The 24,114-nt window shown below is 54.7% G+C and carries 19 protein-coding genes; all 19 read left to right on the plus strand.

The annotated features are described in order from the left end of the window. The first annotated feature begins 277 nt into the window (after window positions 1-277). The 19 genes from nifJ to PGX44_RS04755 all read left to right on the plus strand — a co-directional run bounded on the left by nifJ (window position 278) and on the right by PGX44_RS04755 (window position 24,077). Window positions 278-3,802 (plus strand): pyruvate:ferredoxin (flavodoxin) oxidoreductase, encoded by a 3,525-nt coding sequence (gene nifJ / locus PGX44_RS04665; protein WP_498854426.1) that lies wholly within the window; start codon window positions 278-280, stop codon window positions 3,800-3,802. A gap of 111 nt (window positions 3,803-3,913) precedes the next feature. Next, window positions 3,914-4,321, plus strand: a complete 408-nt coding sequence (locus PGX44_RS04670; RefSeq protein WP_498854427.1) for a hypothetical protein — start codon at window positions 3,914-3,916, stop codon at window positions 4,319-4,321. Continuing rightward, entirely contained in the window at window positions 4,318-5,073 is a 756-nt protein-coding gene (locus tag PGX44_RS04675; RefSeq protein WP_498854428.1) for a DNA/RNA non-specific endonuclease, read from the plus strand. The genes PGX44_RS04670 and PGX44_RS04675 overlap by 4 nt, the downstream gene beginning before the upstream one ends. A gap of 138 nt (window positions 5,074-5,211) precedes the next feature. Beyond that, window positions 5,212-6,171 (plus strand): AEC family transporter, encoded by a 960-nt coding sequence (locus PGX44_RS04680; RefSeq protein ID WP_498854429.1) that lies wholly within the window; start codon window positions 5,212-5,214, stop codon window positions 6,169-6,171. A gap of 257 nt (window positions 6,172-6,428) precedes the next feature. Then, window positions 6,429-7,553 (plus strand): DUF362 domain-containing protein, encoded by a 1,125-nt coding sequence (locus tag PGX44_RS04685; RefSeq protein ID WP_498854430.1) that lies wholly within the window; start codon window positions 6,429-6,431, stop codon window positions 7,551-7,553. Window positions 7,554-7,674: 121 nt separating this feature from the next. Next, window positions 7,675-8,331, plus strand: coding sequence for an HAD hydrolase-like protein (locus PGX44_RS04690; RefSeq protein ID WP_498854431.1), 657 nt, complete (start codon window positions 7,675-7,677; stop codon window positions 8,329-8,331). 10 nt (window positions 8,332-8,341) lie between these two features. Further along, the gene (locus PGX44_RS04695; RefSeq protein WP_498854432.1) at window positions 8,342-11,263 is read left to right on the plus strand and encodes an insulinase family protein; all 2,922 of its coding nucleotides are present in this window, start codon (window positions 8,342-8,344) and stop codon (window positions 11,261-11,263) included. 12 nt (window positions 11,264-11,275) lie between these two features. After that, complete coding sequence (gene gluQRS, locus PGX44_RS04700; RefSeq protein ID WP_498854433.1) at window positions 11,276-12,235, plus strand: tRNA glutamyl-Q(34) synthetase GluQRS; 960 nt, start codon at window positions 11,276-11,278, stop codon at window positions 12,233-12,235. 203 nt (window positions 12,236-12,438) lie between these two features. Next, a complete protein-coding gene (gene mraZ / locus PGX44_RS04705; protein ID WP_186502292.1) occupies window positions 12,439-12,876 on the plus strand; it encodes a division/cell wall cluster transcriptional repressor MraZ in 438 nt (145 codons plus the stop codon). An 8-nt stretch (window positions 12,877-12,884) separates the two neighbouring features. Further along, window positions 12,885-13,817, plus strand: coding sequence for a 16S rRNA (cytosine(1402)-N(4))-methyltransferase RsmH (gene rsmH, locus PGX44_RS04710; protein WP_498854434.1), 933 nt, complete (start codon window positions 12,885-12,887; stop codon window positions 13,815-13,817). A 137-nt stretch (window positions 13,818-13,954) separates the two neighbouring features. Then, window positions 13,955-14,263 (plus strand): FtsB/FtsL family cell division protein, encoded by a 309-nt coding sequence (locus PGX44_RS04715; RefSeq protein ID WP_288201359.1) that lies wholly within the window; start codon window positions 13,955-13,957, stop codon window positions 14,261-14,263. Between the two features lie 97 nt (window positions 14,264-14,360). Further along, the gene (locus tag PGX44_RS04720) at window positions 14,361-15,857 is read left to right on the plus strand and encodes a UDP-N-acetylmuramoyl-L-alanyl-D-glutamate--2,6-diaminopimelate ligase (protein ID WP_498854435.1); all 1,497 of its coding nucleotides are present in this window, start codon (window positions 14,361-14,363) and stop codon (window positions 15,855-15,857) included. A gap of 3 nt (window positions 15,858-15,860) precedes the next feature. Then, window positions 15,861-17,231: a UDP-N-acetylmuramoyl-tripeptide--D-alanyl-D-alanine ligase gene (locus tag PGX44_RS04725; RefSeq protein WP_498854436.1), complete on the plus strand. Its 1,371-nt coding sequence runs from the start codon at window positions 15,861-15,863 to the stop codon at window positions 17,229-17,231. Window positions 17,232-17,236: 5 nt separating this feature from the next. Further along, window positions 17,237-18,202: a phospho-N-acetylmuramoyl-pentapeptide-transferase gene (mraY, locus tag PGX44_RS04730; RefSeq protein WP_498854437.1), complete on the plus strand. Its 966-nt coding sequence runs from the start codon at window positions 17,237-17,239 to the stop codon at window positions 18,200-18,202. Between the two features lie 39 nt (window positions 18,203-18,241). Beyond that, a complete protein-coding gene (murD, locus tag PGX44_RS04735) occupies window positions 18,242-19,606 on the plus strand; it encodes a UDP-N-acetylmuramoyl-L-alanine--D-glutamate ligase (protein ID WP_498854438.1) in 1,365 nt (454 codons plus the stop codon). Between the two features lie 36 nt (window positions 19,607-19,642). Further along, the gene (murG, locus tag PGX44_RS04740; RefSeq protein WP_186502282.1) at window positions 19,643-20,770 is read left to right on the plus strand and encodes an undecaprenyldiphospho-muramoylpentapeptide beta-N-acetylglucosaminyltransferase; all 1,128 of its coding nucleotides are present in this window, start codon (window positions 19,643-19,645) and stop codon (window positions 20,768-20,770) included. Between the two features lie 22 nt (window positions 20,771-20,792). Then, window positions 20,793-22,175, plus strand: coding sequence for a UDP-N-acetylmuramate--L-alanine ligase (murC, locus tag PGX44_RS04745; protein WP_498854469.1), 1,383 nt, complete (start codon window positions 20,793-20,795; stop codon window positions 22,173-22,175). Window positions 22,176-22,181: 6 nt separating this feature from the next. Further along, window positions 22,182-23,111, plus strand: coding sequence for a D-alanine--D-alanine ligase (locus tag PGX44_RS04750; RefSeq protein ID WP_498854470.1), 930 nt, complete (start codon window positions 22,182-22,184; stop codon window positions 23,109-23,111). 69 nt (window positions 23,112-23,180) lie between these two features. After that, complete coding sequence (locus PGX44_RS04755; protein ID WP_498854439.1) at window positions 23,181-24,077, plus strand: cell division protein FtsQ/DivIB; 897 nt, start codon at window positions 23,181-23,183, stop codon at window positions 24,075-24,077. Window positions 24,078-24,114 lie beyond the last annotated feature (37 nt).

Consider the following 24,114-nt stretch of genomic DNA (forward strand, 5'->3'; position numbering starts at 1 on the left):
TCACGTTCTACCATAGAATAAACTGATTGGTGACGCAGCTTTTTTCGAAATTTGAAATGAGCTGCGTCATTTTTTATGCGATTTTCTCGTGAAAAGGACTGGAAATTATTCTAAAATTGTGGTACATTATGGTTAATGCATATGCAAATGCGAATCGAATCGTATATGCGTATACACGTAGTACGGTACTGGTTGTGAAAATCGGTACTTGTAAACCTTCACTTGTGATGTTATTATTTTAATATCTCAATATCAAAAGAAAGGGACGAAAGTGATTATGAAAAAAAATTATGTAGTAATGGATGGTAACACTGCCGCTGCATATGCATCCTATGCATTTACAGAAGTAGCTGCTATCTTCCCGATCACGCCTTCCTCTGTTATGGCAGAAAAGGTTGACGAATGGGCTGCAAAAGGTAAGAAAAACATTTTCGGCAACACCGTTGATGTCATTCAGATGCAGTCTGAAGCCGGTGCTGCAGGTACTTGCCACGGCTCTCTGCAGGCTGGTGCTTTGACCACTACCTATACAGCTGCCCAGGGCTTGCTGTTGATGATTCCGCCGATGTTCAAAATTGCCGGTGAATTCCTGCCTGGCGTATTCCACATCGCTGCCCGTACCATCAGCGCTCATGCACTTTCTATCTTTGGCGATCATTCGGACGTTATGGCTTGCCGTTCGACTGGTTTCGGCATGATCATGTCTTCCTCGCCGCAGGAAGCTATGGATCTCGGCTGCGTAGCTCACTTAGCTGCTATCGGTGGCCGTTATGCCTTCATGCACGTATTTGATGGTTTCCGTACGTCTCACGAAATGCAGCGTATCGAAGCCCTCGACTACAACGATCTGGCTAAACTGGTTGACTACAAACAGCTCGAAGCTTTCCGTAAAAACAGCCTGAACCCTGAACATCCGTACACCCGTGGTACGACTGTTAACCCGGATATCTTCTTCCAGACAAAAGAAGGCGCTAACGAAAAAGTTGCTACCATCCCTGACGTAGTACAGCACTACATGGATGAAATCAACAAACTGACCGGTCGGGACTACAAACTGTTCAACTACTATGGTCCTGAAGATGCAGAAGAATTGATCGTTATCATGTGCTCCGCTGCTGAAACGGTTCGTGATACGGTTGATTACCTCAACGCTCACGGCAAAAAAGTCGGCATGATTCAGGTTCACCTCTATCGTCCGTTCTCTGTTAAACATTTCGTTGACGCTATTCCGGCAACTGTTAAGAAAATTGCCGTTATGGACCGCACGAAAGAATCCGGCTGCGTAGCAGAACCTCTCTACCTGGACGTTCAGATGGCTCTCGTACAGTCCGGCCGTGGTGATATCACTGTCGTAGGCGGCCGTTATGGTCTCTCCTCGAAGGATACCACACCTGGTCAGATCGCAGCTGTATACAAAAACCTCGAACAGGATACACCGAAGAACAACTTCACTATCGGTATCGTTGATGATGTTACCTTCACCTCCTTGCCGACAGAAAACTTCCACATCGAATATCCTGGCCAGATTTCCGCTAAAATCTGGGGCCTCGGCGGCGACGGCACGGTTGGCGCTAACAAGAACGCCATCACGATCATCGGCCTCGATGCTGACAAATATGCACAGGCTTACTTCTCCTATGACTCCATGAAGACAGGCGGCCTGACACAGTCCCACTTACGTTTCGGTGACAAACCGATCCATGCTACGTACCTCGTAGGTTCCGCTGACTTCGTTGGCTGCCATGCACCTACATACGTAAAGAAATATGATACGACGACAGACCTCAAAGACGGCGGTGTATACCTCCTGAACTGTCCGTGGAGCGTAGAAGAACTGGACAAAGAACTCCCGGCACAGATGAAGAAAGATCTGTTCAATAAACACGCTCAGTTCTACATCATCGATGCTACGAAGCTCGCTGGTGAAATCGGCCTTGGTAACCGCGTTAACTCCATCCTCCAGGCTGCCTTCTTCAAACTGACGAACGTTATTCCTATCGACGAAGCTGTTGAAGCCATGAAGAGAGGGAACTACAACTCCTACTTCAAGAAGGGCGGCCAGGAAATCGTTGACAAGAACAACAAAGCTGTCGACGCTGGTATCGAAGGCCTGACGAAAGTCGAAATCCCGGCTTCCTGGGCTGACGCTGTCGATGCTCCGGCACCGAAAGTTGATATGCCTGACTTCGTTCGTGACCTCGTTATCCCTGTTGACCGTCAGCACGGCGACGAACTGCCTCTGTCCATCTTCAAGAAATACGGCGTATTCGATGGCACCTGGCAGAACGGCACGACAGAATACCTCAAACGTGGCGTAGCTATCGAAGTTCCTCACTGGAACGCAGACGTTTGCGCACAGTGCAACAGCTGCGCAATGGCTTGCCCCCATGCAGCAATCCGCCCGGTTCTCGTAACGGACGCTGAAAAAGCTGATGCTCCGGCTAACTTCGTAACCGTACCGGCTAAAGGCAAAGGCCTGGAAAACTACAGCTATCGCATGCAGCTTTCCCCGTATGACTGCCTCGGCTGCGGCGTTTGCACGACTGTTTGCCCGATGAAAGAAAAAGGCGCCCTGGTTATGGTTCCGATGCAGGACGAAGTAGACCAGCAGGACAACTTCAACGAATATGCAATGAAAGAAAAATATTTGAAGAAAGAAGTTGTCAGCGACTCCAACGTCAAAGCTGCTCAGTTTGCTAAACCGTACTTCCAGTTCTCGCCTGCTTGCGGCGGCTGCGCTGAAACAACCTACATCAAGACGGTTACACAGCTCTTCGGCTCCCGCATGTACATTGCCAATGCTTCCGGTTGCTCCTCTGCATACGGCGGTTCTCTCCCGATGACTCCGTACTGCAAAGACGAACGCGGCTTTGGTCCTTGCTGGGAACAGTCCCTGTTCGAAGACAATGCTGAATTCGCTTATGGCTACTTCCATGCACAGGATGCTATCCAGAAGGAAATCATCATCCGTCTGAACACTCTGAAAGAACAGAACATCTGCACTGCAGAAATCGAAGCATACCTCGCTGCTTACCAGGATGGCAAGAAATCCCGTGAAGTATCGGATGCTCTCCTCGCTGCTCTCGAAAAAGCAGAACAGACAGAAGAAGTTAAATTCGTCCTCCAGAACCGTGAATTCGTTGCTAAGAAGTCCGTATGGGCTATCGGCGGCGACGGCTGGGCTTACGATATCGGCTTCGGCGGTATTGACCATGTAATTGCTCAGAACCGCGATGTCAACATCCTCGTTGTTGATACAGAAGTATACTCTAACACAGGCGGCCAGGCTTCCAAAGCTACCCAGACTTCGGCTGTTGCCAAGTTCGCTGCCGGCGGTAAAGTAATCAAGAAGAAAGACCTCGGCGCTATTGCCATGACCTACGGCTATGTATATGTAGCTCAGGTTGCTATGGGTTACAGCCAGGCTCAGACTCTCCGCGCTATCCGCGAAGCTGAAGCATATGATGGTCCTTCCATCGTCATCTGCTACTGCCCGTGCCTCGAACATGGTATCCGTGCTGGTATGGGATCCACACAGCTCGAAATGAAGAAAGCTGTTGAATGCGGTTACTGGCATCTCTATCGCTTCGATCCGCGTCTGGCTGAACAGGGCAAGAACCCGTTCCAGCTCGATTCTCCGGAACCGGATGCAGACAAGATCATGGATTACCTCAACGGCGAAAACCGTTACAGAAGACTCAAGATCAACTTCCCGGAACGTGCCGATGCATTGTACAAGAAAGAAATTCAGGATGCAAAAGACCGTTACCACAAATATGCAAAACTGGCTGGCAGAGAATAATCGCTCCGCTTGCTATGCAAAGAGCCCAGACTTCGGTCTGGGCTTTTTTGCTGGACAAGAACCGTTTAGGACCGTATGATATAGATAATAACCTATAGGAGGTGTCATACAATGATTGTTATGGTTGCCCTGGATGACCATCAGGGTCTCTGTTTTAACCACCGCCGCCAGAGCCGCGACCGCGTCCTGCGCGATTACATGCTGGACCTGGCAGGGGATTCGGGTATTTGGCTCAATGCCTATTCTGCGTCCATGTTTACGGAAGACACGCATACCTTACATATTGCCGAAGATTTTCTCGACCAGGCCGGTCCCGGTGAGTACGCCCTCGTAGAAGATAAGGCCGTACGGCCCTACGCCGGCAAGATCGAAAAGCTCATCGTCTTCCGCTGGAACCGCTCTTACCCGGCCGACATGTATTTCGATCTCTCCACAGACGACGGCTGGCAGCTTCAATCGAGCCGCGATTTCGCCGGTTCGTCACACGACAAGATTACCGAGGAGGTGTATAGCCGGTGAAAAAACTGACGACACTGCTTGCCGTTCTCGTAACGGCACTCTGCCTCTTCCTGGCCGGCTGCGGCAGCTCCAGCCAGTCGCCGGCCCAGGATACGAAAAAGCCTGCCCAAACGCAGACGGCACAAGCCCAGGCGGCAGGCAAAACGGGCCAGGCCCAGCCATCCTTTGACCTCGACAGTATTCCTGCCTTCGATGGCCATCCCTATGTGGTCATTAATGACAACGTACCGTCCTTTGCGGCAGCCGACAGGACGACCCAGTCCTTCGAGCACTACAGCAATCTTGATTCCCTAGGGCGCTGCGGCCCTGCCTATGCCAACATCGGCCGCGACCTCATGCCGACGAAAAAACGCGGTGCCATTGGCAGCGTCAAGCCCAGCGGCTGGCATACGACAAAGTATGACAACGTCGACGGCAAGTACCTGTACAACCGCTGCCACCTCATTGGCTATCAGCTGACGGCAGAAAACGCCAACCCGAAGAACCTCATTACAGGCACACGCTACTTGAACGTAGAAGGCATGCTGCCCTTTGAAAATATGGTAGCCGACTACGTCAAAGAAACAAATAACCACGTCCTGTACCGCGTCACGCCAATCTTCTCAGGCGATAACCTCGTCGCCAACGGCGTCGAAATGGAAGGCTATTCCGTAGAAGACCAGGGCGCAGGCATTCAGTTCCACGTCTTCGTCTACAATAACCAGCCCGGCATTGTCATCAATTATAAGACCGGCACGAGCAAGGCCCTGTAAAAGAGCAGCAGCCCTGCCTTTTGCCTAAAAATGTGTACGACAACAGAAAATGACTGGACAATTTTTGCCAGAGGCTTATAATGTCATATGTATAACGTCATTTTTTTGTTTAGCTAAACTAATGGAGGGTGAGCCACCATGGCTTTTTTAGCATCAATCCAGGGAGTAATCCCTATACTGCTGATTATCTTGTTAGGGTATGAAATGCAGGACCGGCACTTCGTCAGTGATGATTTTACAGACAACGTATCTAAGATCATCATGAACATCGCTTTGCCGGCAGCCGTCTTTGCGTCCATGGTCAAGTACATGTCCCTCGATATGCTGGGCTCTCTTTCAGAAGGCATTACCCTCGTCGGCATCAGCGTGATCCTGTGGTACGGCCTGGGCTGGATCTGGGCCAAAATCACGCACGTACCGGCTGGCCGTAATGGCAGCTTCGTCGCCGCTGTGGCTAATACGAATACGCTCTTTATCGGCTGGCCCCTCAACCTGGCTCTCTTTGGAGAACAGGCTATGCCGTACTTCCTGGCCTATTTCTTTTTCTGTAATATTTCCTGCTGGACCATTGGCGCCTTCCTCGTCGCCGAAGATCCCGTACTGAGTTACCGCCAGAAAGTAAGACGCCACTTCGACTTTAAGAAGCTCGTACCGCCGCCGCTCGTCAGCTGCGTCGTAGCCTTTGCCTTTCTCCTGACCGGTATCACCCTGCCGGACGCGCTCCTCAATACGTTTAATTACGTCGGCAGCCTGGTCACACCTTTATCGCTTCTTTATATCGGCATGACACTGCAAAAGGCAGGCATACGCAATATTTCCCTGGACCGCGATACCGTTGCCGGCTTCACGGGCCGTCTCGTCCTGGCACCGGCTGTCATGGCCGCCGTCCTCATCGTGGGCCAGCGCTTTTTAGGCCCCATGTCGGCCCTCGAATTCGATACGTACATCGTCCAGTCGTCCCTGCCGATCATGGCCGTCCTGCCGATTATGGCAAACGAAGCCCACGGCGACGTACGTTACGCTACGAGTATGGTAACGGCCAGTACGGTTCTCTTTGCCGCTGTCATTCCTTTGGTCGTCCTGGTCCTCGGCGTCTGACCCCGCTTTCACTTACGGATTTCCCTTTGCCCCTGTGGCAAGGCGGAAATCCGTTTTTTTTTCTTTTGGCCAGGTTACAAGGGCCAGGTCACACGGTACGGCACCATCCATAAGAAAAAAAGAAAAAACTTGCACAGTTTTTACAGGCAAGCCATAGCTTTTTCCTTGACTTAGAGTGAACTTCATGTGATAAGATAATACCGTTGTTGTACATAATGAAACAACACGCATGCATTTAGTAAGGGGAGGAAACAACCATGGAAAAATCTAAAGTGTATTTTACTGATTTTCGTTGCAAAATCGGTACGAATGGGTTAATGAAGTTACAGAAACTGTGCCGCCGTGCCGGTATCGATCAGATCGACATGGATGGCAAGTTCGTGGCCATCAAAATGCACTTCGGCGAATTGGGCAGCCTGGCCTCGATCCGTCCGCAATACGTCAAAGCCGTAGCCGACCTGGTAAAAGAATTGGGCGGCAAACCGTTCCTGACGGACTGTAATACCCTCTATCCGGGCAGCCGCAAGCATGCCCTGGAACATCTGGACTGTGCCAACCTGAACGGCTATAATACGGTCACGACAGGCTGTCAGATCATCATCGGCGACGGCCTGCGCGGTACCGATGAAGTAGAAGTACCCGTTAAAAATGGGGAATACGTAGAAAAAGCAAAAATCGGCCGGGCCATTATGGACGCCGACGTCTTCATCAGCCTGGCTCATTTTAAAGGCCACGAAATGACCGGCTTTGGCGGCGCTATCAAAAATATCGGCATGGGCTGCGGCAGCCGTGCCGGCAAGATGGAACAGCACTCGTCGGGCAAACCGGCCGTAGACGAAAGCCTCTGCCGTGGCTGCCGCCGCTGCGCTACAGAATGCGGCTCCGACGCCATTACCTATGAAAACAACAAGGCCCACATCGACGAAGAACTGTGCAAGGGCTGCGGCCGCTGCATCGGCGCCTGTGCCTTTGACGCCACCCAGACTATCGACTGGGATGCCAGCGACAAACTGGACCGCAAAATGGCTGAATACGCCCAGGCAGTCTGTCAGGACCGTCCGTGCTTCCATATCAACATGGTCATGGACGTATCGCCGAACTGCGACTGTCATGCGGAAAGTGACGCACCGATCCTGCCGAACCTCGGCATGTTTGCGTCCTTCGACCCGGTTGCCCTCGACCAGGCCTGTGTAGATGCCTGCCAGAAAGCACAGCCCCTGCCGAACAGCCAGCTCGCTGATAACCTGGCCAACCCGGAACTGGAATGTCACCACGATCACTTCATCGACAACAACCCCCACGTCAACTGGGAAGAAACCCTCGTTCATGCACAGAAAATCGGCATGGGCACGCGGGAATACGAACTCGTTGTCGTAAAATAAGGATATTTCTTGCAGTAAAAGCCACGGATCGCAGTCCGTGGCTTTTTTGTACCTGGATAACCATTCTCAAATATGCTAAAATGTATAAGATACGAAAAAGATACCAATTAGGAGGTCTTTCATGTACAACTATGTATTATTCGATTTGGACGGTACCCTGACCGATTCCAAGGAAGGCATCATCAAGTCCGTCGCCTATGCCCTGGAAAAAATGGGGGAAACGACGGCAGGCCGCCTGGATCAGCACACGGTCATCGGACCGCCTATGATGACGACGTTCACCCAGGTCTATGGCTTTTCCGAAGCCAAGGCACGCCACTTGTACAGCCTCTTCCAGGAACGCTATGGTACAGTAGGCCGTTTTGAAAATAAACCCTTCCCGGGCATTTTGGACCTCTTGCAGGCCCTGCGGGACCACGGTGTAGCCAGCTATGTGGCTACGTCGAAGCCGACGGTTCACGCCCAGGCTATTTGTGATAAATTTGGCATTACCCCTTACGTAGAGGCTGTCTGTGGCAGCACCCTGGGCGGCTCGGAAACGAAAGCCGACGTCATGCAGGCCGTCCTCAACCGCATCGGACCTGACGGCGTGCCGTCGAGCCTCATGGTGGGGGACCGCAAATACGACGTTATTGGCGCCAGAGAAACGCACGTACCCGTAGCCATCGTAGGCTTTGGCTATGGCACAGAGGCAGAACGGCAGGCCTTCCCGCCGGATTACTTCGCCCCGGACGTGCCGGCACTACAGCAGATTATCCTTGGCGATACAAACAGATAGGAGAGATAGTATGACCTTAGATGTACACAGCACGTTACACGGTTTCCGTGTCGATCGCGCAGTTTTTGTCAAAGAATTAGGCAGCCAGGCGTATGAAATGACACACGTCCAGTCCGGCGCCCGCCTGCTCTACATCAAAAACGACGACGACAACAAAGTATTTTCCATTTCCTTCCGCACGACACCGTCGGACAGCACGGGCGTACCGCACATTTGCGAACACTCGACGCTGTGCGGCTCGCGCAAGTTCCCCTTGAAGGAACCCTTCGTCGAACTGGTCAAAGGCTCGCTCAATACGTTCCTCAACGCCATGACCTTCCCGGACAAGACCATGTATCCCGTAGCCAGCCGCAACGCCATCGACTTCAAAAACCTCGTCGACGTCTACCTCGATGCGGTCTTCTTCCCAAACATGCTCAAGGACCCGGAAGTCCTCATGCAGGAAGGCTGGCACTATGAAATGGAAACACCTGACGCGCCCCTTTCCTACAGCGGCGTCGTCTACAATGAAATGAAAGGCGTCTTCTCGTCACCGGACGCCCAGCTCGAACGGCACGTCATGGAAAACCTCTTCCCGGACACGACGTACGGCGTCGAATCGGGCGGCGATCCCGACGACATCCCGAACCTCACGCAGGCAGACTTTACGGCCTTCCATGCCAAATATTACCACCCGTCAAACAGCTACATCTTCCTCTATGGCGATCTCGATATTGACGCCATGCTGGCATTCATCGATGGCGAATACCTGAGTAAGTTTACGGCTACGCACATTGCCTCGGAAATCAGCCGCCAGGCCTGCCCGGGGAGCATCGTAAAAACCTACCCGTACGGCGTAGCCAACGGCGAAAAGACAGAGCAGAAGACCCTGCACAGCCTGACCTACGTCGTCGACGACGCCCTCGACACGACGCTGGCCCTGGCCTTTAAGACTCTGACCTACGCCCTCTTGCTCTCGCCGGCAGCACCGCTCAAAAAAGCCCTCGTCGACGCCGGCCTGGGCCAGGACATTTCCGGTGACTTCCAAAATGGTCTCCTCCAGCCCTTGTGGGGCATTTCCATCAACGGCTCGGACCCGGACAAGCAGGCGCAGATTCTGCCCGTCGTACGTAAAGCCCTGACAGACCTCGTCACGAAGGGCATCGACCGGACACTCCTCACAGGCGCCCTGAACCGTATTGAATTTTCCCTGCGCGAAGCCGACTTTGCCGGCCGTCCGAAGGGACTCATCTACGGCATCCAGTGCATGGATACGTGGCTCTACGACGAAGACCCGCTCCTTTCCCTGACCTATGAAGAGGCCCTCCAGACACTGCGCCAGGGCCTGACGACGTCGTACTACGAAGACATCCTGAAGAAATACATCCTCGACAATCCCTACTACGCCCTCGTGTCCCTCGTACCGGAACCGGGCCTCACGGAACAGCACGACCAGGCCGTAGCTGAAAAGCTCGCTGCCTACAAGGCCACCCTGTCGGCGCAGGACATCGACGCCATCATCGCCGCCACGCAGGCCCTCAAAAAACGCCAGGCAACGCCCGATTCGCCGGAAGCCCTGCAGACCATTCCGACCCTCTCCCGGGCCGACCTCGAAGCCAAGGCCGAAGACGTGGAAATGCATGAAGAAGCCGTAGCCGGCGTGCCCCTGTGCTACGTACCGGACTTTACCAATGGCATTACCTACATCAATGCCTACTTTGATTTGCACGGCTTTACGACAGAAGAAATGTCCTACGTCTACCTCCTGAGCGATCTCCTGGGCGATCTCGATACGCAGGACCACACCTATGCAGACCTTTCGAGCCTCATTGACCTCTATATCGGCGGCATTGACTACAGCGTTTCAGCCTACGCCGACCAGGTCGACAACAGCAAGTACACGCCGGTCTTTAAAATAAAGACCAAGGCCCTCAGCAAAAACCTGGATAAGGCCATTGCCCTCTTAAAGGAAATTACGCTCCAGACGCTCTTTACCAACAAGGAACGCCTCATCGAGCTCGTAGAAGAAACGAAGGCCGGCTGGGATATGGACGCCTTCCGCCGCGGCCAGACCCTGGTCATGCACCGCGTCCTGTCCTATACGTCGCCGGTAGAGCAGTTCTGCGACGCCGGAGAACTGGCGTACTATGATTTCGTCGCCTCCATAGCGGCAACGATCCGGACAGAACCGGAAAAAACGGCTCAGCGCCTGCAGGCCGTCCTGGAAAAAATCTTTGTCCGCGCCGGCCTGACGCTCGCCGTGACTGGCAGCGAAGACGACAAGCAGACTGCCGTCAGCCTCCTGCCCCAGTGGCTCCAGGCTATGCCCGCCGGCGAAACACAGACCAGCCTCTGCCAGTTCCCGCTGGCACCGAAGAACGAAGGCATCATGACCAGCGGCAAGGTCCAGTACGTCGCCAAGGGCGGCAACTTCCGCCGTCACGGCTATGACTACACGGGCAGCATGATGGTCCTCAATACGATTCTCCAGTACGGCTATTTGTGGACGAAGATCCGCGTCCAAGGCGGTGCCTACGGCGCCTTTACACGCTTTTATGCCAACGGCGACATGGTCTTTTGCTCGTACCGCGATCCGAACCTGCGCCGCAGCATCGAAGCCTACGACGACCTGGCAGACTATTTGGCACACTTTGACATTTCCGACCGGGAAATGACCAAGTACGTCATCGGCACGCTGAGCCGCATTGACGTACCGCTTACGCCGTCCCTGCGGGGCGACAAGGCCATGAACCGCTACTTTACAGGCCTGACCCAGGCAGAAGCACAGCGCCGCCGCGATCAGCTCCTGGCTACGACCGTAGATGACATCCGCGCCCTGGCACCGCTCGTACGGGACGTCATGGGTGATAACCAGATCTGCGTCATGGGCGGCGAAGGGAAGCTTCGCGAAGACAGCGACCTCTTCGGCACGCTCATTTCCCTGCCGGGCTAAGGAGGGACGCGCGTGCGAGGACGATTTGCGCCAAGCCCGACGGGCTATATCCACGTGGGCAACGTCTGGTCGGCTTTCCTGGCGTGGCTGCAAGTGCGCCAGGCCGGCGGCACGCTGGTCCTGCGTATAGAAGACATTGATGAACAGCGGTCGAAAGGGGAGTTTGTCACGGCCCTCCTGGAGGACCTCACCTGGCTGGGCCTTACGTGGGATGAAGGTCCGGATACAGGCGGCCCCTGCGGACCCTACATACAGCAACAGCGCTACGACCGCTATGCTGCGGCCCTGGCACAGCTGGCGGCACAAGGCCTGCTCTACCCGTGCTACTGCAGCCGCGCCAGGCTGCAGGCTGTAGGCGCACCCCACGCCGGAGAACACGTCGTCTACGACGGCCACTGCTATGGCCTCTCCAAAGAAGAACAGGCCCGGCAGACGAAGAAGCCGTCGTGGCGCGTACACGTACCGGCCCGGACCGTGACTTTTACGGACGGCGTCTACGGTGCGCAGACCGGGTTTTTGCCACGCTGCTGCGGTGATTTCGTCGTCCGCCGCGCCGATGACATGTATGCCTACCAGCTCGCCGTATCCGTCGATGACGCTGCCATGGTCATTACCCACGTCCTGCGCGGCCGCGACCTCCTGTCGTCGACGGCCCAGCAGATCTGGCTCATAGAAACGCTGGGCGGCACGGCGCCGGCCTATACGCACGTGCCCATGCTCATGGACGCCGGCGGCCACCGCCTGTCCAAACGGCAGCAGGGCATTACCGTGCGCAGCCTGCGCAGCCAGGGCGTCACAGCCCGGGCCCTCTTATCCTACCTGGCCTGGCGCGGCGGCCTCCTGCCGGAACGGCGCTGCCTTTCCCAGGCAGACCTGATCAGGCAGTGCCGGTTTGAAGCGCTGCGTCATGATGATATGGTTCTGCCGGACGACTGGCTGTCCCAAGTAAGTGACATTTCAAAAAGTTTTTGAAAATAACATATATCCATTAATTTTTATTACCATAAAATGTAGACTGCAAGGCAAAGGGAAGGAAAAACCTTCAAATTTTGCCTTGCAGTTTTTTATATCTTTGTGTATACACTATTAATTACTTAACCTTGTTGTCATGCAGTGTGAAAATGTGGTAAAATGTGGTGAAAAGTGATAAAAAGTACAGAAAGGAGGGTCCTGCCATGTTCATGGGAGAATATTCACACGCCATCGACGCCAAAGGCCGGGTTATCATGCCGGCTAAGTTCCGCGAAGAACTGGGCGCTTCTTGTGTTGTTACCCGTGGCCTGGAGGGCTGTCTTTCTGTGTACACGTCGGAGGCTTGGCAGGCCTTGGCGGATAAAATGAAAAAGCTGCATACGAGCAAGGAAAAAGTACGCGCTTTTAAACGCTTTCTCTTCGGTAGCGCGGCGGAATTGGAATTTGACCGGACAGGACGTATCCTCATTCCCGCAACGCTCCGTGATTACGCAGGCTTGAGCCGGGAAGTAACGGTACTCGGTACAGGCGACACCATTGAAATCTGGGATAAAGAAGCCTATGAAGCCTACGCTGCCAAAACCGTTCCGGCTATGGAAGAAATAGCCGAAGAACTGGAAGATCTGGATTTCGATTTATAGGAGCATTCATGGAATTTCATCATATAAGCGTATTGCGCAACGAAACTATCGAGCACCTCTTGGGCGATCCCCATGGCATCTACGTAGATTGCACCCTCGGCGGTGGCGGCCATTCCCATTACCTGGCAGAACACCTGGCCGACGACGGCACGATCATCGGTCTCGACCAGGACCAGACGGCTATAAACGCTGCCTCAGCCCGCATGGCCGACGTAGGCTGCCGCTTCATTCCCGTACAAAAGAACTTCCGCTACATCGGCGACGTACTGGACGAGCTGCAGATCGATTACGTAGACGGCGTCATGTTTGACCTGGGCGTTTCCAGCTACCAGCTCGACACACCGGAACGGGGCTTTTCGTACATGCAGGACGGCCCTCTCGACATGCGCATGGACCGGTCCCAGGGCAAAAGCGCCTACGACGTGGTCAATACGTACAGTGAAGGCGAGCTCTACCGGATCATCAAGGACTACGGCGAAGAACGCTGGGCCAAGCGCATTGCCGCGTTCATCGTAGCGGCCCGCAAGGACGCACCGCTGACGACGACGGCCGAGCTGGTATCGGTCATCAAGAAGGCCATTCCCGCTGGTGCCCGCAAGGACGGTCCCCATCCGGCAAAACGGACCTTTCAGGCCATCCGCATCGAAGTAAACGATGAACTGGGGATTCTGCGGCAGGCCGTAGAAACGGCAGCCGGGCGGTTAAAGCCGGGCGGCCATATTTGCGTCATTACCTTCCACTCCCTGGAAGACCGCATTGTCAAGCAGACCTTAAAGCTCTTGGCGACGGATTGCATCTGTCCGCCGGACCTGCCGGTCTGTGTCTGCCACCACCACGCCAGCCTGCGCGTACAGCGCCATGCCATTGAGCCGGCGGCGGCAGAAATCGAAGCAAATCCACGGGCCCGCAGTGCGAAATTACGGGTTGGTATACATAAATAAAATTGATAAAATAAACGAGATTTATTGTTTTTATTGTTGATGGGATGTGTTATAATATGCTGGCCAGAAAAGCTGGATATACTCACTATGAGGGACTGCAGGAACACGGGCAGTCCGGCACAACATCATACGCGGGCATGGAAGAACGACGGTTTGGCCGGCTCTTACGACAGACCATCGTCATCGTTGGTATCATTGGCGTCTTTATGCTGGCCTGTGTTGCCTTATCGGCAATCAAGGCCAACAACAGCTACGTCCTCATGCAGCACAAGCTGCATGCGCGCCAGCTGCAGCATGAAAACGAAATGCTCCGCGTGGATATTGCCAAATTAGGGACTCCTGACAGGATTTACAAGGAGGCCAAAAAATTGGGTATGGTAATGCCAGTTACTGTCTTGTATGGTCAGTCTCATGAAACGTCCGGAACAGCCAATACCAGCCATTAGTGCGGCAGCATGAGCAGCCTTGTTTTAAGGCTGCTATTGTTGTTTTTCTGTTCTGTACGCATAGCTTGCAATACAAAAAAAGGGGGAACACCTACACATGAAATCAATCGCTGAACTTTGTAAACAAATCAAGGGAATATATAACATAGATGGCAATGCCAACACACAGATTACGGGGATCTCGTCAGACTCCCGCGATATTGAACCGGGCTATCTCTTCGTCTGCTTTGCCGGCGTTCACACAGACGGCTCGAAATACGCCGCCCAGGCAGTCGAAAAGGGCGCCGTTGCCATCCTCACGACGAAGCACCTGCCGCTGCCGCAAAAGGCCGTCCAGATCATGGTACCGGACGTACACCACGCCGTAGAAGACATGGTGCCCTATTTCTATGACTATCCCGGCAAGAAAATGCGCATGATCGGCGTCACCGGCACGAACGGCAAGACGACGACGAGCCACATCATTGCCCACATCCTGCGCGCCGCAGGCCATCACGTCGGCGTCCTTGGCACGATTCACGCCCTCATCGACGACGAAGAACTGCCGATCCACAATACGACACCGGACGTCATCGAACTGCAGCGCTTCCTGGCCCTCATGTACGACCGCGGCATGACCCACGTCGTCATGGAAGTATCGAGCCACGCCCTGGCCTTAAACCGCGTTGCCGGCATCGAATACGATACAGCCGTCTTCACGAACCTCACGCAGGACCACCTCGATTTCCATAAAACCTTCGAAAACTACCTGGCCGCCAAAGCCAAGCTTTTCCAGAGCCTGAGCCGGGAAGAACACGTCAAGGATAACAAAACGGCCATCGTCAACATCGACGACGCCTACGCTGACGGCATTCTCAAGGCCTGCCACTGCAAAGTCCTCACGTACGGCGTAGAAAAGAAAGCCGACCTTCAGGGCGCCAACCTGTCGGTTGAACTGAAACACTCGGCCTTCGACGTCACCGGCCCCTTCGGCACGGTCCATCTGAAAATGAATATTACCGGCCTCTTCAACGTCTACAACACGCTGGCCGCCATTGGCGCCGCCCATGCAGAAGGCGTAGATCTGGCAACCATAGAAAAAGCACTGCAGGATTTCCATTCTGTACCGGGCCGCTTTGAACTCGTCGAAGCCGGCCAGGATTTTGCCATTGTCGTCGACTATTCCCACACGCCGGACAGCCTGGAAAAGGCCCTCGAAACGGCGCGCGATATGAAGCCGAAGCGCATCCTCGCCGTCTTTGGCTGCGGCGGTGACCGGGACCGTACGAAACGGCCGATCATGGGCCGCATTGCCGCCGAAAAGGCAGACATTCCCATCGTTACGTCCGACAATCCCCGTTCGGAAAACCCCGACGCCATTGTCGCTGAAGTAGAAGCCGGTGTCAAAGAAGGCCTGCGCCCGGGCCAGCAGCACGAAGTCATTGTCGACCGCCGTCAGGCCATTTACCGGGCTGTCGAACTGGCCCAGCCGGGAGATATCGTCCTCATTGCCGGCAAAGGCCATGAAGATTATCAGATCCTCAATACGGGGACTATCCATTTCGACGATCGCGAAGTAGCCAGAGACGCCGTCCTGGCTTTAAAGGGGAGATAAGAAATGGCACGATTCACACTGGATGAAGTGGTACAGGCCACAGGCGGCCGCCTCGTATATGACGTACCGGACCGGACCTTTAGCCAGGCCGAAACGGATACGCGGGCGATCAGCCAGGGAGCGCTCTTCGTCGCCCTCAAGGGCGAACGCTTCAACGGCCACGATTACGTCCTCAAGGCACGCGAACAAGGCGCCTTAGGAGCCGTCGTGTCGGAAGACCGGCCGGAATACAACGTACCCGGTTTTGCCGTCTTTCTCGTAGCCAACACGGAAACGGCCTATCAGGACCTGGCCCGTTTTCACCGGCGCCGCTTTGCCATTCCCATCGTCGCCGTTACGGGCTCTGTCGGCAAGACGTCGACACGCAGCATCATTGCCGCTGTATTGTCCCAGCGCTACCACGTCCTGCAGACAGAAAAGAATTTCAACAACGAAATCGGCTTGCCCCGTACGCTCCTGCAGCTTACGCCGGAACATGAAGTGTGTGTCGTAGAAATGGGCATGCGCGGCCTCGGCCAGATTGCCGAGCTGGCCGCCATTGCCGAACCGACCATCGGCGTCGTCACGAACGTCGGCAAAAGCCATATCGAACTCCTGGGCTCCCAGGAAAATATAGCCAAGGCCAAAAGCGAGCTCGTAGAAGCCCTGCCCGAAAACGGCGCCGCCATCCTCAACCAGGATGATCCCTACGTCGCTGCCATGGCCGATCTCTGCCGCGGCAAAGTCGTAGGCTATGGCGTGACCAGCAACGCCGCCATCCGGGCCAGCCGCATTACGTGCAACGAAAAGGGTATCCGCTTTGCCTGTCGCTGCTTTGACCAGGTACTCGATATCCACATGCCCGTCATTGGCCGGCATAACGTATACAACGCTCTGGCGGCCATTGCCGTAGGACGCCTCCTGGGCCTTTCGGAGCATCAGCTCGCCAAGGGCCTGGCCGAATACCGCGGCATGCCTATGCGCCAGGAACTCGTGCGCTGTGGCGACTATACGTTTATTAACGACGCCTACAATGCCAACCCGGCTTCCATGAGCGAAGCCCTGCGTTCACTCACGCTGCTCACAAAAGGACGCAAAATCGCCGTCCTCGGCGGCATGCTCGAACTGGGCGAGTGGGCCCAAAAAGAACATGCAGCCATCGGCGCCGAAGCCGCTGACCTGGGTATTGACATTCTCATTACCCTCGGTGACCTGGCAGCCGGCATTGCCAGCGCAGCCCGCGCTAAGGGCCTTACCGCCGTGTACACGACAGCTACCCATGCCGAAGCGGCAGCGCGCCTGCAGGAACTCCTGCAGCCTGGCGACACTATCTTATTAAAAGGATCCCGTGGCTTTGCCATGGAAAAAATATTGCCTTATTTTGAAAGGAAGTAATGTTGATGTTAAATACGCTGCTCTTTGGTTTTGCCGTAAGCCTTATCGTGGCTTTGGCTCTGGGTCCCCTGGTAATCCGGGAATTGAAACATTTTCACGCCCGCCAGTCGGAACGCGAAGAAGGTCCTCAGAGTCATAAGTATAAAGCCGGCACGCCAACCATGGGTGGCGTGTTGATACTGGCGGCCCTCATCGTGTCGTGCCTGATCTTTAATCCCCTCGACTTGCGCAAGGGCCTGGCCTTGTTCCTGACCTTTGGTCACGGCGTCATCGGCTTTCTCGACGACTCCATCAAGGCCATCAAGCACCGCAACCTGGGCCTGACAGCCAAGCAAAAGCTGGCAGCCCAGTTCGTCATGGCCGCAATCTTTTGCTTCATCCTGAAAGAATACCTGAATTTCCCGACAACCCTGTGGATTCCTTTTACCACCTGGAATATTGATTTAGGGCTGTTTTATTATCTCTTTGTCTTCGTCATGATCGTCGGCACGAGCAACGCCGTCAACCTGACCGACGGCCTGGACGGACTGGCAGCAGGCTCCTGCGCCATTACGTCCGTCGCCTACGTAGTCATCGCCGTAGCCCTGGGCTACGTGCACTTCGTCGTCTTCTGTGCGGCCCTGACCGGCGCCTGCCTGGGCTTCCTCTTTTACAACCAGCACCCGGCCAAGATGTTCATGGGTGACACAGGCTCCCTGGCCCTGGGCGGTGCCCTGGCTGCCATGGCAATCCTGACGAAAACAGAACTGCTCCTCATCATCGCCGGCGGCCTCTACGTCATTGAAGCCCTCTCCGTCATCATCCAGGTCATTTCCTTCAAGACGACGGGCAAACGGGTCTTCAAGATGAGCCCCATTCATCACCACTTTGAATTATCCGGCTGGAGCGAAGTAAAAGTAGTAACTGTATTTTGGAGCTTTTCGGCCCTCATGGCCATTCTTTCGATTTTTATCGTTTTGGCGTGGAAATAAAAACCAACCGTCTGATTTCGTCTAAAAGCAGGTGTGAATATGAGCATAATGGATTTTTCTGGAAAACGTGTGTTAGTCATCGGTGCCGGTATCAGTGGCCGGTCTGCGTCGGAGGCCCTGGCCTGTCACGGCGCTTCGGTCATATTAAATGATGTCAAGAATGTCGACGCCCAAGGGGAACCTTGGAATGAATTGAAAGCCGACGGCGTACAGCTCGTCTTTGGCCATCAGGAAGCGGCTCTTCTCGACAACATCGATATCGTCGTCCCTTCGCCCGTCGTTTCTCCGGAAATTCCGATTATGAAGGAAGCGGCAGCCCGCAAGCTGCCCATTTGGAGTGAAGTCGAAGTAGCCTGCCGCGTCACCGATGCGGACATCCTGGCCATTACCGGCACGAACGGCAAGACGACGACTACCACCCTCTTAGGCGAAATCATGAAGACCGCCGGCCGGGAAACGGTCATTGGCGGCAATATCGGCTACGGCTTGTCCCTGCAGGCAGAAGACCTGCCCAAGGAAGACGTCGTCGTAGCAGAACTGTCCAGCTTCCAGCTGGAATTTACGCGTACCCTGAAAGCCAAGGCCGCCGTCATCCTGAACATTACGCCGGACCACCTCGATCGTCACCACACGATGGAAGCCTACGTAGCAGCGAAAAAACGCATTTTCCTCAACCAGGACAAGAGCGATTTCGCCCTGCTCAACTATGACGACGCCCTCGTACACCCGATGGAACCGGACATGACCGGTACGGTCCTCTGGTTTTCCACCGAAGGCGAAGTGCCGGTCGGCGCTTTTGCCAAGGACGGCAACCTGGTCCTGCGTATGGACGGCAAGGATACGCTCATTTGCAAAGAAACAGAGCTGAAACTATTCGGCAAACACAATATTCAAAACTGTCTGGCAGCTGCACTTATGGCCTACGTAGCCGGTGCACCTTTGCCGGTCATTCGCACGGTACTGCAACACTTCAAGGGTGTCGAACACCGGATCGAACCGGTACGCACCCTGAATGGCGTAACATATTATAACGATTCTAAAGGCACGAATACAGACGCTTCCATAAAAGCACTGGCTGCCTTCCCGGGCCACCTGATCCTCATTGCCGGGGGCTATGACAAGCTCACGCCTCTCGACGAATTCATGGCCTTAGCGGCAGAAAAGGTCGATACGCTCATCCTCATCGGCGCAGCGACGGAACGCTTTGCTGCCGCCGCCGAAAAGGCAGGCGTAAAAGATATTCGTAAAGCCGGCAACAGCATGGAACAAGCTGTCATGCTGGCACGCAAGCTAGCCAAGCCGCCACAGAACGTGCTCTTATCACCGGCTTGTTCGAGTTATGATATGTATGACAATTATGAGCAGCGCGGACGTGTGTTCAAAGGGATAGTTAACGCGATTTAATCAATAGGAAAACACTAGTATAGGGAGGAAAGGAACATGCGCCGAGTTATTATTTCCGGAGGCGGAACAGGGGGGCATATCTATCCTGCTATTACCATCGCCCGGGCAATAGCAGACATTGAACCCACAGAATTTCTTTATGTTGGATCCAAGATTGGCCTGGAAAATACGCTGATTCCTAATGAGGGATTCCCTTTCGTTACGCTCGATGTACGTGGACTGGAACGTAAGATTTCATTTCGGAATTTCATCACCTTAGGCAAGACTGCCGGCAGTGTGCTTAAGGCAGAACGGATTATTCATAAATTTAAGCCCGACGTGGCCATCGGTACAGGCGGCTTCGTCTGCGGCCCCGTCCTTTTGGCAGCCAGCCTCAGCGGCGTGCCGACGATGGTACAGGAACAAAACGTCATTCCCGGCGTTACCAATACGATCCTGAGCCGCTTCGTCCGCTGCGTGGCCTTAGGCTACGAAGAAGCAGCAGAACGCTTCAAAAACAAGAAAAACCTGGTCTATACGGGCAACCCTGTCCGTAAGGACATCCTCACCGGTACGCGTGAACACGGCCGGGCCCTCCTCGGTCTCGACCCGGATAAATTCACGCTCCTCGTCGCCGGCGGCAGCCGTGGCGCCCGCACCATCAACAACGCCATGATCGAAGTGCACCGCTATTTCCGTGACAGCGAAGACATTCAGATCCTGCACGTCACAGGCGATCACGAATACGACCGCGTCGTTTCCCAGCTCGAAGGCATTGACGGCAAAGGCCGCTACGGTGCAGGCAGCCACATCATTCCCTACCTGCATCACATGCCGGAAGCCCTGGCAGCAGCCGACCTGGCCGTCTACCGGGCCGGTGCCGTTGGCCTGGCCGAACTGACCGTACGCGGTTTGCCGGCCATCCTCATTCCGTATCCGTATGCAGCAGAAGATCACCAGCGCTACAACGCACAGGCCCTGGTCATGTGCGGCGCCGCCAAGATGATCCTCGACAAGATGCTCAACGGACACGAGCTGTTAGACGAAATCATTCATCTCAAAAACGATCCGGCAGCTTTGGCCCGCATGGCTAAAGCCAGCAAATCCAAAGGCCGCCCGCAGGCCGCCCACGACATTGCCGAACTGGCACTGTCCATTGCCCGCGGTTCTGAAAAACGCCAATAAGGGCAGAAAGATGGGAAAAATTATGGTTGATCTCAACAAGGTACAGCGCGTTCACTTCATCGGCATCGCCGGTGCAGGCATGCGCGCCATTGCCAATATATTTATAGAAAAAGGCTACGCTGTTTCCGGCTCCGATTTGCGCCCGTCAGCGACGACGGAACGCTTCGAACAGATGGGAGCCCGCATTTTCATCGGCCAGCAGGCAGAAAACGTAGCCGGAGCCGAAGTTGTCATCATTTCCTCGGCCATTCGCGACAACAACGTCGAACTCGTCGAAGCCCGCCGCCTGGGCATCCCCGTCATCCATCGCTCCGATGCGCTCATCCACATCATGAGCTGGGGCAAGGGCATTGCCGTAGCCGGTGCCCACGGCAAGACGACGACCTCGTCCATGCTGGGCCAGGTCTTTTATGAAAGCGATACAGACCCGACACTGGTCATCGGCGGCGAAGTCGATTACCTCCATTGCAACTCCGTCCTCGGCAAAGGGGAGTACGTCATCGTCGAAGCCGACGAAAGCGACGGCTCCTTCCTCAAGGAACGGCCCTACATGGCTGTCGTCACCAATATCGACGCAGACCACATGGACCACTACGGCTCTCTCGAAAACATCGTCCGGGCCTTCCACGAATTCCTGGACCGCTTAGACCCGCAAGAAGGCCTGGCCGTCCTTTGCTTTGAAAACGAAAAAATCCGCGCCCTGGCCAAAGACCTGGACCGCCGCTATATTTCCTACGCCCTCGAAGAAGAAGCGGACTACAACGGCCGCAACATCCGCTACGATCAGGGCTGTCTCTATTACGAAGTATGGCACGACGGACAAAACCTGGGTACCATCAGCCTCTGCGTGCCCGGCCGGCACAACGTGCTCAATTCCCTGGCAGCCGTAGCCGTAGCCCTGACGTGCGGCATTCCCTTCGACAAAATTGCCAAGGCCCTGGCCCACTTCCATGGCGCAAAACGCCGCTTCCAGACCAAAGGCCACGTCGCCGGCGTCTGGGTCGTCGACGACTATGCCCACCATCCGACAGAAATCAACGCCACCCTTACGGCGGCCCGCGATATGGGAACGCACCGCGTAGTCTGTCTTTTCCAGCCCCACCGCTATACGCGGACGAAGCTGCTCCTCAATGACTTTGGCGGCGCCTTTGCCAATGCAGACAAGCTCATCATTACCGACGTCTACAGCGCCGGTGAAGATCCCATTCCCGGCATCAACGGGGAACTTATTGCCCGCAAGGTCAAAGAAACGACCGGCCAGGATGTGACCTACATTGCCGATAAACGCGAGCTCGTAGGCTATCTCAAAGAAAACGCCCGCCCGCAGGACCTGATCATTACCATGGGTGCCGGCGATATCTACCAGATCGGTGAACAGTACGTACAGGAAATGGAGAAGAAATAAATGGACATGAAAGATAAAAAGATTGCCGTCGTCGTTGGCGGCCCGTCGACAGAAGCCGACGTATCACGCCGTACCGGTGCGGCCATTGCCGACGCACTGCAGCAAAAAGGCTACACGGCCCACGTACTGGAACTCGTACCGAAAGACTTTGCCGCAGACCTCAAGGCAGGCGGCTACGACGTCGTCTTCAACGCCCTCCACGGCCGTTACGGTGAAGACGGTGTCCTCCAGGGGTTGTGCGAAATGATGAATATTCCCTATACGGGTCCGGGCGTCATGGCCAGCGCCGTCGGCCTCAATAAGGTACTCAGCAAATGTGCCTTCCAGGGTGCCGGCATTGCTACGGCTCCCTTTGCCTACTACTTTGACAGCCAGACCCAGGACGCCATTGCTGCCGACATTATGCAGCGCTTTTCCTTCCCGGTAGTCATCAAATCGTCGACCCAGGGCTCGAGCATCGGTACAGTCATCGTCACGAGCGAACAGGAAATGCACGACGCCCTGGCAGAAGCCTTCAAGTACAGCAATTCCATCGTCGCCGAAGCCTTCATCGACGGCGATGAATTCACCGTCGCCGTCATGGACGACATGGCCTTCCCGGTCATTCAGATCGTTTCCAGCACGGGCAAATACGACTACTATTCCAAATACGCGCCAGGCGTAGCCAAACACCTCTGCCCGGCACCTATTTCCGAAGAGCTGACGAAAAAAATGCAGTCCCTGGCCCTGGATGTATTCCATCTGTGCCACTGCAACGGCATTTCCCGTGTCGATATCATGACCGATAAGGAAGGCAATCCCTTCGTTCTCGAAATCAATACCGTACCGGGCATGACAGCAACGAGCCTCGTTCCCGATGCCGCCCGGGCTGCAGGCATTGCATTTCCGGAATTATGCGAACGGATTTTACAGGAAGCTGCTATTGGTAAATTCTGATTGGTGCAGGGTTGAATTATGAGTATACATACAAAGAATAAGACATCCGGTGCAGGTAAAAATGCATATATGACCTACAATGATACCTACGAAATACGCCGGCGGACACAGGAAGTCTTTATTCCGCCCCAGGTTGATGCGGATACGTCGTATGTACCCAATCAAGAAGTAAACGAAGCCAAGGGGCCGACGCAAAAGCGCATCGCCCGCCGCCGTGCCCGCAGAAGCCGTAAGGAGCTCATCCGCCAGCGCCGCCAGCGTCGCCGTCAGCGCCGTCTCCTGGCCCTCATTACGGTCCTCCTCGTCTTTCTTTTCTGGCTCTTCCTGTGGCTGGCGCCGGTACCCTTCGGTACGGTCATTGTCGACGGCAATGACAAGATGTCCTTTGACGACGTCTACAAAGCCAGCGGTATCAAGAACAACCTCATCAACGTCGTCCAGCTTTCGCCGGATACGATGGCCAGTGAGCTGAAAAAAGACCTGCGTGTCGCCGATGTAGACATTACGCGGGAATTTCCGGCTACCATCCATATCCGCATGAAAGAACGGCAGGTCGTCGCCGTCGTAACGACCATGTACGGCTTTGCCTATATCGACCAGACCGGCACGGTCATCCAGAACGGCTCGCAAATTAAAGGCGTATCGGTACCGCTCATTACGGGCAAACGCGTAGACACGCTGCTCCTGGGCGATACCATCCACGACCAGGCCATCCTGTCGTCCCTCGAATATTTGCAGGACCTTTCACCGGATATTCGTAAGACCGTAACGGAAATCAATGTAGGCAATCCCGATGAAGTCGTAGCCTATACATCGGACTCCGTGCCCATCCACCTGGGCAGCGTCAACGAACCGGGTACGCGGGCGACACTGACAGAAGAGCTGTTAAACGAAGTGAAGAGCAAACGCCTTATGGTACAGTACATCGATACGGATCCACAGTCACCACTCGTCAAGAGCAACTAGGCGTCATGTGGAAGAAAAAGCCAGGCGGGGCAAAACC

The organism is Caecibacter sp. AF58-12pH5A, from assembly GCF_027681725.1.
GTDB classification, from domain to species: domain Bacteria; phylum Bacillota; class Negativicutes; order Veillonellales; family Megasphaeraceae; genus Megasphaera; species Megasphaera hominis.

Coding starts and splice junctions, on each gene's coding strand:
- PGX44_RS04725 (WP_498854436.1), top strand. CDS start 15,861: ATGGCACGATTCACACTGGATGAAGTGGTACAGGCCACAGGCGGCCGC.
- murD (WP_498854438.1), top strand. CDS start 18,242: ATGAGCATAATGGATTTTTCTGGAAAACGTGTGTTAGTCATCGGTGCC.
- PGX44_RS04670 (WP_498854427.1), top strand. CDS start 3,914: ATGATTGTTATGGTTGCCCTGGATGACCATCAGGGTCTCTGTTTTAAC.
- PGX44_RS04750 (WP_498854470.1), top strand. CDS start 22,182: ATGAAAGATAAAAAGATTGCCGTCGTCGTTGGCGGCCCGTCGACAGAA.
- PGX44_RS04685 (WP_498854430.1), top strand. CDS start 6,429: ATGGAAAAATCTAAAGTGTATTTTACTGATTTTCGTTGCAAAATCGGT.
- nifJ (WP_498854426.1), top strand. CDS start 278: ATGAAAAAAAATTATGTAGTAATGGATGGTAACACTGCCGCTGCATAT.
- murC (WP_498854469.1), top strand. CDS start 20,793: ATGGTTGATCTCAACAAGGTACAGCGCGTTCACTTCATCGGCATCGCC.
- PGX44_RS04715 (WP_288201359.1), top strand. CDS start 13,955: ATGGAAGAACGACGGTTTGGCCGGCTCTTACGACAGACCATCGTCATC.
- rsmH (WP_498854434.1), top strand. CDS start 12,885: ATGGAATTTCATCATATAAGCGTATTGCGCAACGAAACTATCGAGCAC.
- mraY (WP_498854437.1), top strand. CDS start 17,237: ATGTTAAATACGCTGCTCTTTGGTTTTGCCGTAAGCCTTATCGTGGCT.
- mraZ (WP_186502292.1), top strand. CDS start 12,439: ATGTTCATGGGAGAATATTCACACGCCATCGACGCCAAAGGCCGGGTT.
- murG (WP_186502282.1), top strand. CDS start 19,643: ATGCGCCGAGTTATTATTTCCGGAGGCGGAACAGGGGGGCATATCTAT.
- PGX44_RS04690 (WP_498854431.1), top strand. CDS start 7,675: ATGTACAACTATGTATTATTCGATTTGGACGGTACCCTGACCGATTCC.
- PGX44_RS04680 (WP_498854429.1), top strand. CDS start 5,212: ATGGCTTTTTTAGCATCAATCCAGGGAGTAATCCCTATACTGCTGATT.
- PGX44_RS04755 (WP_498854439.1), top strand. CDS start 23,181: ATGACCTACAATGATACCTACGAAATACGCCGGCGGACACAGGAAGTC.
- PGX44_RS04720 (WP_498854435.1), top strand. CDS start 14,361: ATGAAATCAATCGCTGAACTTTGTAAACAAATCAAGGGAATATATAAC.
- PGX44_RS04695 (WP_498854432.1), top strand. CDS start 8,342: ATGACCTTAGATGTACACAGCACGTTACACGGTTTCCGTGTCGATCGC.